The sequence below is a fragment of the Kitasatospora sp. NPDC127035 genome (assembly GCF_042726075.1).
Classification (GTDB): Bacteria; Actinomycetota; Actinomycetes; order Streptomycetales; family Streptomycetaceae; genus Kitasatospora.
In genome coordinates this window covers 15,379-27,202 of record NZ_JBHXDN010000072.1, presented here as the reverse complement: position 1 = coordinate 27,202, position 11,824 = coordinate 15,379, and the positions used below count along the sequence as shown (strand labels likewise).

12 protein-coding genes and 1 pseudogene are annotated in these 11,824 nt (G+C 75.4%); 4 read left to right on the top strand and 9 right to left on the bottom strand.

What is annotated here, in order from left to right; genetic code table 11:
• Positions 1 to 252: 252 nt before the first annotated feature.
• Positions 253 to 1,491, top strand: coding sequence for an oxygenase MpaB family protein (locus ACFWIC_RS33960; RefSeq protein WP_380520774.1), 1,239 nt, complete (start codon positions 253 to 255; stop codon positions 1,489 to 1,491).
• Between the two features lie 87 nt (positions 1,492 to 1,578).
• Here the strand turns inward: ACFWIC_RS33960 and ACFWIC_RS33955 are convergent, their stop codons facing one another.
• Both ACFWIC_RS33955 and ACFWIC_RS33950 read right to left on the bottom strand, forming a co-directional pair.
• On the bottom strand, positions 1,579 to 2,769 hold the full coding sequence (locus tag ACFWIC_RS33955; RefSeq protein ID WP_380520781.1) for an agmatine/peptidylarginine deiminase: 1,191 nt from the start codon (positions 2,767 to 2,769) through the stop codon (positions 1,579 to 1,581).
• A gap of 363 nt (positions 2,770 to 3,132) precedes the next feature.
• The gene (locus tag ACFWIC_RS33950) at positions 3,133 to 3,687 is read right to left on the bottom strand and encodes a TetR/AcrR family transcriptional regulator (protein ID WP_380361292.1); all 555 of its coding nucleotides are present in this window, start codon (positions 3,685 to 3,687) and stop codon (positions 3,133 to 3,135) included.
• Between the two features lie 170 nt (positions 3,688 to 3,857).
• Between ACFWIC_RS33950 and ACFWIC_RS33945 the strand changes: the two are divergent.
• Positions 3,858 to 4,103, top strand: a pseudogene (locus ACFWIC_RS33945) (serine/threonine protein kinase); the annotation flags it as partial.
• 131 nt (positions 4,104 to 4,234) lie between these two features.
• Here ACFWIC_RS33945 and ACFWIC_RS33940 read toward each other — a convergent pair.
• The 4 genes from ACFWIC_RS33940 to ACFWIC_RS33925 all read right to left on the bottom strand — a co-directional run bounded on the left by ACFWIC_RS33940 (position 4,235) and on the right by ACFWIC_RS33925 (position 8,184).
• Positions 4,235 to 4,720: an ATP-binding protein gene (locus tag ACFWIC_RS33940; protein ID WP_380361287.1), complete on the bottom strand. Its 486-nt coding sequence runs from the start codon at positions 4,718 to 4,720 to the stop codon at positions 4,235 to 4,237.
• A 75-nt stretch (positions 4,721 to 4,795) separates the two neighbouring features.
• Positions 4,796 to 5,317: a hypothetical protein gene (locus tag ACFWIC_RS33935; protein ID WP_380520773.1), complete on the bottom strand. Its 522-nt coding sequence runs from the start codon at positions 5,315 to 5,317 to the stop codon at positions 4,796 to 4,798.
• A 117-nt stretch (positions 5,318 to 5,434) separates the two neighbouring features.
• Positions 5,435 to 7,822: a SpoIIE family protein phosphatase gene (locus tag ACFWIC_RS33930; protein ID WP_380520772.1), complete on the bottom strand. Its 2,388-nt coding sequence runs from the start codon at positions 7,820 to 7,822 to the stop codon at positions 5,435 to 5,437.
• Entirely contained in the window at positions 7,819 to 8,184 is a 366-nt protein-coding gene (locus tag ACFWIC_RS33925; RefSeq protein ID WP_380520771.1) for a response regulator, read from the bottom strand. The genes ACFWIC_RS33930 and ACFWIC_RS33925 overlap by 4 nt, the downstream gene beginning before the upstream one ends.
• A 217-nt stretch (positions 8,185 to 8,401) precedes the next feature.
• On the opposite strand from ACFWIC_RS33925, the gene ACFWIC_RS33920 reads away from it, so the two are divergent.
• Positions 8,402 to 8,725 (top strand): plasmid stabilization protein, encoded by a 324-nt coding sequence (locus tag ACFWIC_RS33920; protein WP_380520770.1) that lies wholly within the window; start codon positions 8,402 to 8,404, stop codon positions 8,723 to 8,725.
• A 68-nt stretch (positions 8,726 to 8,793) separates the two neighbouring features.
• On the opposite strand, the gene ACFWIC_RS33915 is transcribed toward ACFWIC_RS33920, so the two are convergent.
• From ACFWIC_RS33915 to ACFWIC_RS33905, 3 genes are all read right to left on the bottom strand, one after another.
• Positions 8,794 to 9,285: an ATP-binding protein gene (locus ACFWIC_RS33915; protein WP_329879849.1), complete on the bottom strand. Its 492-nt coding sequence runs from the start codon at positions 9,283 to 9,285 to the stop codon at positions 8,794 to 8,796.
• An 11-nt stretch (positions 9,286 to 9,296) separates the two neighbouring features.
• Positions 9,297 to 9,734: an STAS domain-containing protein gene (locus ACFWIC_RS33910; protein ID WP_380520769.1), complete on the bottom strand. Its 438-nt coding sequence runs from the start codon at positions 9,732 to 9,734 to the stop codon at positions 9,297 to 9,299.
• Positions 9,735 to 10,088: 354 nt separating this feature from the next.
• Positions 10,089 to 11,090, bottom strand: coding sequence for a SigB/SigF/SigG family RNA polymerase sigma factor (locus ACFWIC_RS33905; RefSeq protein ID WP_380361281.1), 1,002 nt, complete (start codon positions 11,088 to 11,090; stop codon positions 10,089 to 10,091).
• A gap of 329 nt (positions 11,091 to 11,419) precedes the next feature.
• On the opposite strand from ACFWIC_RS33905, the gene ACFWIC_RS33900 reads away from it, so the two are divergent.
• Positions 11,420 to 11,773: a cupin domain-containing protein gene (locus tag ACFWIC_RS33900; RefSeq protein WP_329879845.1), complete on the top strand. Its 354-nt coding sequence runs from the start codon at positions 11,420 to 11,422 to the stop codon at positions 11,771 to 11,773.
• Positions 11,774 to 11,824 lie beyond the last annotated feature (51 nt).

Here is an 11,824-nt window from a genome sequence, read left to right as displayed (position 1 = left end):
CCGGCTGCTCGGCGAGGCGATCGACGCGGAGCTCGCGGACGCCCGGCCGGAGCGCCGCCTCGCGGTCGACTGACTTTTCGGTCACGCCGTGTGGCAACGGGCCGGCCTGTCCGGAGCTGTGCGACCGGACTGGGGCCGGCGTCGACGAACGGCCGGGGCGGCCGACAGCGGTGCCCCGGGTGGTGGCATGACGGCAGCCCTCTCCGCGTGGCTGACCGGGTTTCGGGTGGCCAGCCACTATCCATGGGCCACATGGACCACTTCGTCGCCCGGCGCACCGCTCTGACCGCCGCACTCGCCGCAGGTGCGGCCGTCGGCCTGCCCGCCACTGCCACCGCCCGCGCCTCCGCCCGCCCTGTGGCACCCGACCCGGCCGCCCGGCCCGGCCCCCGGCCGGCCTGGGAGCTGCCGACCGATCAGGCCGCGCAGGAGGGCGACCCCGAGGCCGACGAGATCGTCAAGGAGCTGGTGAGCGCCGGTCAGATGCAGCTGGCGAACCGGGTCTTCCACGACTGGACCCGCAACGACCAACCGGTGCCGGACGCGGCGCCGTCGGTGCTGCACGACTTCCTGACCCGCAACGCCGTCCTGACCGAGGAGGAACGGGCCGCGATCGACCTGATCAAGAACGGTGACTCGGGCAAGCTCGTCCAGGGCAATTTCGAGGCCATCACCATGACCGAGGCCTTCGGTGGGCTCTTCACCGCCCTGGCAGACCCACTGCTGGCCAAGTCGGTCTGGTACGCCAAGTTCGACCTGGTGATGGACATCGGCCGGCGCTTCTCCCGCACCATGAACACCCTCTGGGACGGCATCGACGGCGGCAACTGGGATCCGTCGGGCAACGCCGTGATCAGCCTGGTCAAGCTGCGGCTGGTGCACGCGGCGGCCCGGCAGGCGGGCCTGGCCCACGGCTGGAACGCGGCCCGGGACGGCATGCCGATCAGCCAGCGGCTGGAGGTCGAGGAGCTCATGTACGTGGGTGCCAACAACGTCCAGCTCGCGGCCAAGTTCGGCTTCCACCCCAACCCCCGGCAGATCGACGAACTGGTGCAACTGATCCGCGTCGGCGGCCGGCTGCTCGGCATCCAGGAGAAGTACAACCCGCGCACCCTCGACCAGTGCAACCAGGTCCTCGCCGATGCCGCCGCCCACCACCGGGCCCCCTCCGACGAAGGCATCAAACTGGCCCACAACATGCTGGACTGGATGGACCGGAAGATCTTCCCCGGCGCCGGCGCCGTCGGCGCCTCCATGATCCGGATGATGGACGCCCACGTCGGGGACGTCCTCGACATCAAGCCCAACCCGGCTCTGGACATCCCCGTCGCAACCCTCGGCCCCCACCTCTACCGGCCCGTGTACGAGATCCAGCAGAGGTTCCCGCTGCTCGTCCCCGTCCACGAGAAGATGTTCAAGGTCGCCTCGAAGACCGTCGCCTGGTACGCCGTCGACTTCCGCGACTACGACCTCCAGATGCCCGTCCGCTGACCGGCCGACGAAAGTGCGCCCGGTGGACGACGAGCAGCCCGCCCACCGGGCACCCGGTCGCCCTACGGCGACCGGCAGGGGAAGGGGTCAGCCCCCGTCCGGCTTGCCGGGCTGGTCGCGGGTCGAGCAGTGGATGCCGCCACCCCCGGAGGCGATCCCGTCGATCCTCACCTGGACGATGTCGCGGCCGGGGAAGTGGTCGCGCAGGATCTGCTTCGCCCGGTCGTCGGCCCTGGCGTCCCCGAAGCGCGGCATGAACAACGACTTGTTGGCCACGTAGAAGTTGATGTACGAGGAGACGAAGGCGTCACCCTTCCCGGTGATCCGGTCCGGATCGGGCTGCGGCAGGTCGATCACCCGCAGCGCCCTCCCGTGGGCGTCGGTCGCGGACTTCAGCACCTCGCGGGCCCGCGTGGCCGAGCGCGACCAGACGTCGGCGGGCGCACCGGGGAACGGCTGGTCCAGCAGCACGACCCCGGGCGCCGCGAACCGCACCAGGCAGTCCACATGGGCGTCGGTGATGTCCTGGTCGCGCACGCCCGCGAACCAGATCACCTTGGTCACGCCCAGGGCCTTCCTGAGTTCGGCCTCGATCTCGTCCCGGCTCCGGCCCGGATTGCGGCGCTGGTTGACCACCGAGCTCTCGGTGACCATCAGGGTGCCCTCCCCGTCGGTCTCGAAGGACCCGCCCTCCGCGACCAGCGGCGTGGCGACCCGTTCCAGCCCGTACCTCCCGAGGGCCGCGGCGGCCAGCGCCGAGTCGTTCGCGTGTTCCTTCTGCTGGTTGCCCCAGCCGTTGAAGTTGAAGTCGACCCCCTTCAGCGTCGATCCGTCCTCGACGAACACCGGCACGGTGTCACGGGCCCACAGGTCGTCGACGGGCAGCGGGACGACCTCGACGTCGTTGCCGCACGCGTTCTGCGCCGCGGCCACCTGCGCGGGGCGGGCGAACATCACGACCGCCTCGTAGCCGGCGACGGCGCGCGCCAGCCGCGCGATGTCCGCGCGGACCTCGGGGAGCTGGTCCTCCCAGATGCCGGTGGACGCCGGCCAGGACATGAAGGTCCGGGTGTGGCTCTCCCACTCGGCGCCGAACCGGCGACCGGGGGTCGCGCCGCCGCCGGGCGCGGGCGGCTGCGACCCGCCCGGCGCGGGCGACGCCGGCGGGGCGGGCGGCTCCGAGGGGCCCGGGGGAAGCGCCTCCTGCGGGCCCTCCGGCGACGCGCAGGCCGCCGCGCCCAGGGAGAACAGGCCGGCGCCGGCCGCGGCGCGCAGCATCGTCCGGCGGGACGGGACCGACCCGCGCGGGGCCCGCACTCCGAAGAGTCGGCCGAACAGGGATCGGCTGTCACCGTGGGTGTCGCTCATGCGGGTCTCCGAATCGAGTGTTGCCCACCAGGTGGCCGGACGCCCGCCGACAGGGGCGGTCCGTCGGCAGGCACGCGCCCGGCGCGGCCGGTGGCCTTGCACGGGGCGCCCGGGGCGGATGTCGCCCGGCGCCGCTCCCTTCACTCTCGCATTGACTGAATTTTCAGTCAACAATCGAGGCACACGCCTGCGCGTCGGCCCGGGCAGCGACACCGGAGTCCGGAGACGACGAGGCCCCGGACCGTCCCGGCCCGGGGCGGAACGCCGCGCGCGTCAGCCGCGCAGCCTCTCCAGTTCACCGTCGATCGCGCCGACCATCAGCTCGCGCGCGTGCGCCACCGGCAGGCTCCCGCTGAGCCAGCGCACGCTCAGCCCCTCCAGCAGCGCGGTCAACCGCTCCGCGGAGGCGGCGAGCGAGGCGGCCCCGTTCATCGGGTACACCCTGCCGAGCAGGTCGGTGACCTCCTGGACCCACACCAGCGTGGCCCGGGCCAGGTCCTCCCGGAGATCGGGATCGAACACGGCGCTCGCCCGCAGCTCCCCCCACGCCGTGCTGTTCTCGCGCACCTCGGGGGTGTCCTGGAGCTCCAGCAGCAGCGCCTGCCGGAGTTCGCCCCGGGCGTCGAGGGGCGGGGCGTCCGCCGCGCGCTCCGCCGTGTACCGCTCGGCGCGGTCGTTGATGAACTCCAGCGTCGCGCGGAGGATCCCCGCACGGTCCTTGAAGTGGTAGTAGATCAGCGCGGTGGACACGCCCGCCTCGGCCGCCAGCTCCTCCACGCGCAGCCCGCGGACACCGCGCCGGGCGATGACCCGCGCGGCCGCTTCCATGATCAGGGTTCGACGGTCAGCCACAAGCGGTCACCTTACTGGGAGGCCGGCTGATCGCGGACCCCGGGGCCATCCTGACTGAAACTACAGTCGGGACATGATCCGTGCGGTGCACCGCCGCCACCCGCTCGACCCGCTGGAGCCAGCATGACCGCAGAACCCTTCGGTGCCTCTGCGCGCGGCTGGGCGCGGGCGGCACGGGCCGCGTCTATCTCGCGTACACCCCCGGCGGACGCCCGGTCGCGCTCAAGGTCGTCCGGCCCGAGCTCGCCACCACCCTCGTGGCCGGCCCCTCCCTCCAGCAGGTCGTGCACCGCCAAGGTCCGCTGCCCGAACGCACCGTCCTGCTGCTCCTGGCCGGGGTCGCCGAGGCCCTGCAGGCGATCCACGCCGCCGGTGTCGTCCACCGCGACCTCACCGGAGCTTCTGCGTCCGGGCGGCCGGGAGTTCGCCGTCGTCCGCCCACTCGCGACCGGCCCGGACAGCGGCCCGGTCACCGTCAGCGTCACGTACTACCGCCGCTCCACCTGGGCACCGGCGCGGGGCGTCACGGCTCCGGCAGCCGGAACTCGAACCACACCACCTTGCCCCGGCCCTGCGGGTACCAGCCCCAGCACAGGGCGAGCCGGTCCACCAGGAAGAGGCCGAGGCCGCCGACGTCGTCCGGACCGTGCGTCGTGCGGAGCCTCGGCGGGCGCGGACTGCCGTCGGACACCTCCGCGCGCAGCCGTCCCGGCCCCTGGACGAGCAGCAGGTCGTGCGGGGTCCCGGCGTGCCGGCAGGCGTTGGAGACCACCTCGGAGACCAGCAGCACGGCGTCCCCGACCACGACCGGGTCGGCTCTGCCCGCCAGCCGGTACGCCGTGAAGTCCCTCGCCGCGGAGACCACGCCGGGGTGCGCCGACAGCGGCAGCCGGCCGGCCTCCCACGGGGGGCCGGTGCCGGGGTCGGCCGTGCTCGACGCAGGGGTGCCGGGTTCGGCGGTGCCGAGCCCGGCCGTGCCGGGCCCGTCGTACAGCCGGCTGCAGGTCATCAGAGTCGATCCCTCCTGGTTCGTCGTCCTCTCCGGGGCACCGTCGGCGCTCGGCCGGCGCCCCGGACTCGTGTGTCAGCGTCCGGGGAAGCGGCGGAGTCCGCCGCCGGGCGAGGCCTCCTCGCCCGGTGCCGCGGCGGCGCGGCCGCCCGCCCCGTCGACGGACGGCGAGCGCGGTGCGTCCCCACCGGCGGGCGGCTCGCCCCTGACGTCCCGGCCGTCCGGGACGTCCCGGACGGCCGGGTCCGCACGGACGCCGGAGTCCGCACGGATCGCGGAGTCCTCACGGCCCGCAGGCTCCTCGCGGACGGGCGGCCGGTCCTGACGGACGTCCTCGGCCGGGTGCTTCCCGGACCGGGCGGCGTGTCGGGCGCCACGACGCCGACGGAAGACCCGGGCCGTGGCGAGCGCCAGACCGAGACAGAACAGCAGGGCGAGCGCCAGACCGGCCAGGAAGATCCCCAGGGCGTCGAGCGTCACCAGGTCCTGCCCCAGAATCGTGACCTGGTACTCCGGCCCGCCGGACAGGTTGTCCGCGATCAGCAGGCCCGTGAAGGCCCCGGTCGCGACGATCAGCAGAAGTCCGAACAGCAGCATGGCGATGTCCTCCGGTCCCGTTCACCCCGGCTCCACCCCGTCGACCCGCGCCTACCCTCCCCGCCCCGGGGCTAACGCGCGAAGACGGCCGGCCCCTCCACGGGGGCCGGCCTCGCGCTACTCGATCCGGACGGCGACGAGGCAGGTGTCGTCGTCGGTGTCGGCCGGGCTGAGCTCCAACAGGCGGTCCAGATACCGCTCCAGGTCGTGGCCGGGCGGGCCGGCCGCCCGGATCAGCTGGTCGACGGACTCCTCCGTCGGGTGGCCCCGGCGCTCGACGAGGCCGTCGGTGTAGAGCAGCAGGACGTCGCCGGCGACCGGTTGGACGGTCCGCTCCTCGTACACGGCCTCCTCCAGGGCGCCGAGCAGCACCCCGTGCGGCAGCGGCAGCACCTCGGCCCCGGACGGACCCAGCAGGATCGGCGGCAGGTGCCCGGCCCGGGCCCAGCGCACCTCGCCACCGGCCGGGTCGAACAGCACGCAGGCGGCCGTGGCCGTGACCTGTCCCGGTTCGCGCAGGGCGACGGTGTTGGCCCACTCCAGCAGCCGGCCCGGCCCGGCACCCGTGACGGCGAGGCCGCGCAGCGCGTGCCGGAGCGCGACCATGCCGGTGGCCGCGCCGACGCCGTGCCCCGCGACGTCGCCGACGGCCAGCAGCACCCGCTTGCCGGGGAGCACCAGCACGTCGTACCAGTCGCCGCCGACCCGTTCCCGCTTGGCGGCGGGCCGGTAGCGGACGGCGGCCCGCAGGCCCGTGGTGTCGAGCGGCGGCGGCGCGGAGGGCAGGATCGCCTGCTGGAGGCTGAGGGCCAACTGCTCGCTCTCGACCGTCTCCTGCTCGCTGTCGGCGAGCCGCTGCCGGGTGGCGCCCAGCGCGATCTCCGTCCGGTGCTGCGCCGACACGTCGAGGTACGCCCCGCGGACGGCGTCCAGTCGGCCGTCCTCGTCCAGGACCGGCTCGACGACGACCCTGGTGTAGTGCTCGGTGCCGTCGGGGTGGCGCAGCCGGAACACGGCGGAGGAGGTGCGGTGGCGGCGCTCGACGGCGTCCACGAGCCTCCGGACGGCGGGCTCGTCGTCGGGGTGGACGTGCCCGGCCAGGTCGGCCAGCGGAACGGCGGGGGCGTGCGGCGACCGCCCGTACAGCTCGGCCAGGCCTTCGCCCCAGAGGATCCGGCCGGTCCCCGGGTGCTCCTGGAAGCCGGCGACCCGGGCGAGCCGCTGGGCCTGGTGCTGCATGGCGGCCTGGTCGGACTCGCCGGGCCGGTCGGCCGCGGGCTGCCAGGTGACCAACAGGCGGCGGCCGAACGGCGCGACGGCGAGCCGGACGGTGACGGGCACGTCCGTCCCGCCGCTCCGGAAGACCACGTGGAGACGCTCGCCGGACCGGGGTTCGCCGCTCGCGTGGGCGCGCAGCAGCGGTTCGAGCAGGCCGGTGGCGCAGGCGACCGGGTAGACCTCCAGCAGGGAGGCGCCGTCCAGCCCGCTGCGGGGGCGGCCGAGCGGGTCGCGGAACGGCGGGCTGGTGCGGAGGATGGTGAAGTCGACCACCCGGCCGTCCCTGAGGACGGGTTCGAGCAGCAGGGCGGGCGTGAGCAGACCGTCGAGCACGTCGGCCTGCCGGTCCGGTTCGGCCGGGGCGCCCGGATCGCCGAGCAGGGTGCTGCAGAGGTCGGCGAGGGCGCGGAGCCGGCGGTGCTGCGGCGGGGTGAGAACGGGTGCGGGGCCGGGCCAGAGCACTTCGAGCGCTCCCCGCCGCCGACCGTCGTCGACAAGGGGGAGGACGAGCCGCGGCGCGTCGACACCACCGACCGACGGCACGGCCGGGACGGGGCCCGTGGTACCCGCGGTCCCGTCGTCGGGCCAGCACTCGACGCCCTCCGAGACGGCCCGCTGGGCCGGGGTGGCGACCGTCGGCGGGACGCGGCTCCAGGCTCCGGCCTCGTCCGCGCGGAGCCCGGCCTGGGCCACGAGTGCGAGGGCCCCGCCGGGCAACCGCTGCCAGACCACGACGGCGTGGGCGCCGAGCGGTCCGGCGATCTGCCGGAACAGGGCGTCGACGGCGGCCGGCAGGTCGGGTGCGGCGGCGATCGCCCGGGCGGCGACCGATGCGGCGGCCGGCTCGGCGGCCCGCTCGGCAGCGGGGTTCCGGGCGGGCTGCGCCGACGGCCCGGACGGCCCGGACGGCGTCGGCAGCTCCTCCCGGTCCTCCTGCCGCCCGACGATGTCGGCCGCCAGCGTGGCGACCGGTACCCCCGCCGTGCGGGCGAGCCCGGCAAGGCGGACGGCCGCCTCGCCGGGCGGCACGGCCAGCCGTTCGGCGAGCATGCCGGTGGCCAGGTCGACGAGGGTCCGGGGCCCCTCCTCCGCGCGCGCCCGGGCCGCGTCGTCCTGGAGCCGCCGGACGGCGGCGGCCAGCAGCCGGGCGCTGCCGGACGCGGAGTCGCCCTCGTCGGCCCCGGCCCCGCCGTGCCGTCGGTCGCCGTGCCAGGGACCGCCGGTCATGGCGCGTCCGGCCGGTGCCGCATCCGGGCCGGCAGGTGGTCGGTGTCCACCGGCTCGGTGACGTGGTCGTCGGCCCCGGCCGCGCGGCTCCTGTCCCGGTCCCCGGGCATCGCCCTTGCGGTGACGGCGACGACCGGCGGGCGGGCGAAGCGCTCCCCGGCGCGGACGGCGGCGAAGGTGGCGTAGCCGTCGAGGCCGGGCATCATCACGTCCATCAGGACGGGACCGGTCTCGGGGTGGGCGCGCCGCAGGTCGGGACCGGCGCCGCCGGCGGCGTGCAGCACGGTCGGGCCGCGCGGCCCCTGTTCGGCCGGGGTGTTCCGGCCCGCCGGCACCGCTCCCGGCGCCGCCTGTTCGTCCATCCGTCCACCGCCCGGATCGGCTGCGCGGCCGGAGCCCCGCGGGCAGCCCGGCCGGTGGAGGCGGCGGCACCGCCTCACCTCCCACTCTGCCACCGACCGGCGCGGCGTGGCGGGCGGGCCCGGCGGTCGGGCGAAGGCCCGGCCCGGGCGGGTTCGCCCGCGGCCACCCGGGTAGACGCGCCCGGACAGGGACACGACCGTGGGAGGAGAGGCCGCCATGCCCCGAGGATCCAGCCCCAAGCGGGAGCGCCAGTACGAGCACATCAAGGACAGCGTCCTCGACCGGGGCGAGAGCGAGGACCGGGCGAAGGAGATCGCCGCCCGCACGGTCAACAAGGAACGCGCCCGGCACGGCGAGTCGAAGACCGCGAGCCGCAGCTCGACCCAGGACGTCTCCTCCGGGCACCGGGGCGGGAAGCGTTCGCACACGGGCGCCGCCGGGCCCACCTACGACCAGCTGTACAACGAGGCCAGACAGCGCGGCATCAAGGGCCGTTCGACGATGAACAAGGGCGAGCTGGCCCGAGCCCTCGGGCACTGACCGGCCGGCCCCGCCGCCGGTACGGTCGCCCGGACCGGGCTCCTCGCCCGCCGCGGTGCCCGTACCGGTCAGCTCGCCCGGCCGTCGAGGCCCCGGAGGCGGTGGAGCGGGGACGGCACCTCCAGCCAGACCTGCTTGCCCCCGCCCTCCGGCCGGGAGCCCCAGACCCGGGCGAGCCGGTCCACCACCCGCAGCCCGTGCCCGCCCGGCCGGCCCGGATCGGCGTGCGGGCGCAGCCTCGGCGGCACCGGGCTGCCGTCGCTGACCTCGACCCGGAGCCTGACGCTGTCCCAGCGGAGCCGGAGTTCGCGGGGGCCGCCCGGGGCGTACAGGCAGGCGTTGGTGACGAGTTCCGACACCATGAGCAGCACGTCCTGCGCGACGGCGAGCCGTTCCTCGTCGGGCTGCCGCTCGTCCCCGTCGGCCGGCAGCCACCGCCAGTCGAGCAGCGCCCGCCGGCTGAAGTCCCGGCAGCGCTGGACCGCACCGTCACTGCCGCGCAGGGCCAACCGCCGGAGCTCGTCCCGGCGGGACGGCGGGCCCACTCCGGGAACGGTCATCACGGCGCCCCTCAGCCGTGACCGGAGGGCCGGTCCGGTGTCTGCGGGTCCGGCGGCTCCCCGGCGCCCATCGCGGCGTCGAGCCCGGGGTGGATCCGCAGCACGGAGTTCACCCCGGTGATCTCGAACAGCCGGGCGACGACCCCGCGCGGCCCGGCGAGTTCCAGCCGCAGCCCGGCCCGCTCCGCCTCCGGGCGGGCCCGCAGGAGGGTGTTCAGTCCGGTGGAGTCGCAGAAGCGCAGGTCGGTGAGGTCGACCACGATCCGGGTGAGGCCGCCCTCCGGTGGCGCGGCGAGCGCCGTCCGCAGACCGTCCGCCGAGGCGTGGTCCAGCTCCCCCGCCAGGGCGACGATCAGCACGGACCCCTCACGGCGCGCCGCGACCTTCAGCACCCCCGGCTCCAGCGCGTCGTCCGCCGGCCCGCGCCCTTCCCCGGCAGGCAGCTGCATGATCGGCTCCCGGTCCGTTCGGGACGGCACGGTGCCGTCCCGACCATGATGCCGCGCGGGAGGCGGGGCCGCGCGGACGGCGCGGAGCGGCCGGACCGGCACGGTACCGCTCCGGACCGGCGAACCCCGGACCGATGCGTTCATGCCCGGCGTCTGCCCACGCCCGGCCCGGCTACACGCGGACTCCCCCGCCCAGGACGGCGAGGCGGTGCGCAGGGCGAACACCTCGGCGGTGTTGGCGAGTTCGGGCATGCGCGCGACGCGCGGCCGGGGCCGGGCGCGTTCGACCGGGCTGCCGTCGGCGGCGGCCCGGACACCGGGCACGGCCGGGGCGCCGGCCCGGCACGGCCCCCGTCAGCCCGTTCCGGCGGGGTCCTCCGTCCAGCCCGGGGCGTCGCGGTCCTCCAGTTGCTCGCGCAGGCGGGTGAGGGTGGCGGAGAGCAGCCGGGAGACGTGCATCTGGGAGACGCCGACCCGTTCGGCGATCTCGGACTGGGTCCGGTCGTCCCAGAACCGCAGCTTGAGCACGGTCCGCTCGCGTTCCGGCAGCCGGCCGAGGAGGGGCCGGACGGCGGTGCGGAAGTCGGCGAGTTCGATGCCGGGGTCGCAGGAGCCGAGCCGGTCGAGCATGGCGCTGCCGGTCTCGTCGGTGTCGTTGTCCCGCAGCGCGTCCAGCGAGTCGGGTCGGTAGACCCGGCCGGCGACCAGCCCCTCGATCACCTCGTCGACGGTGAGGTGGAGGTACTCGGCGAGCTCCGCGGGCTGCGGCAGACGGCCCAGCCGCTGTTCGAGCCGGTCGGAGCCGCGCACGACGCTCAGGTACAGCTCCTGCATCCGCCGGGGGACGCGCACCGGCCAGGAGGTGTCGCGGAAGAACCGCTTGATCTCGCCGGCGATGGTGGGGATGGCATAGGTGACGAACTCGACGCCGCGCTGCGGGTCGAAGCCGTCCACGGCCTTGATCAGGCCGACGGTGCCGACCTGGAGGATGTCGTCCATCTCCTCCGGGCGGTGACGGAAGCGGCCCGCGATGAAACGCACCAGCGGCATGTTGAGCTCGATGACGGTGCCGCGGACGTAGCTGTAGGCGTGGCTCTCGCGGGCCAGCCCGGTGAGGCGCTCGAAGAGGGCGTCGCTCAGCTCGCGGGCCTCGGTCTTGCCCATCGCGCGCAGTTCCTGCTCGGTGGGGCGCGGCGGCAGTTCGGACACCGGCGGATCGGACGGGGCCTGCGGGGTCGGGCTCCCCGGACCGGTGGTCGGACCGGCTGCGGGGTGGTGGGCCGGACGGGGCGGCGCGGCGGTCGGCAGCACGCCGGGAAGGGTGGTGGGCACAACTGGCTCCAGGGCAGCGGGCATCCCTCGGACCGCGCGGGAGGCGGATCGCGCCCGCGCGCCGCGGGTTGTCTTCCCGAGGGCCACTGCCCGGCTTCTTCAAGCGACGGTCCCGGTGGCACCCCGACGGGGTGCCGGAGCGGGGTGCGGACTTCCGCGACCGCTCCGTCTTCGGTGATACCCACCCTTCGGACGATTGATGCCGATCTGACCCGTTTTGCCGGAGGCGGGTCGGACGCGAGGACCGGCCGGCGGCACCGAGGGGAGGCCGGTTGGCGACCTGTCAGGCACGCCGCCGAAGAGCGGACAGGTTGCGAGGTCCGCCGCCCGGCTCCGCCGGATAGCGTCGGGGCATGATCCACAGCTTCGCCCTGCACGTGGCCGACGTCGACCTCCTCCCCGACCCGCTGGACCCGGACCAGATCGTCTCCGGTGACCCGCAGGTCACCGGCCGGGTGCTCTGGGAGTCCCCCGACGGCCGGCGGCTGCGCGGCGTCTGGCAGATCACCCCCGGGGTGGTCACCGACACCGAGGCCGACGAGCTGTTCGTCGTGGTCAGCGGCCGGGCCACCGTCGAGGTCGAGAACGGGCCCACCCTGGAGGTCGGGCCCGGCGACGTGGCCGTCCTGCGGGAGGGCGACCGGACCACCTGGACGGTGCACGAGACGCTCCGCAAGGTCTACGCGATCGACCTCGGCGCCGTCTGACCGGCCACGGCCGGTCACCCCCGGCCGACGCGCGGGCAACTCCCCGGACCG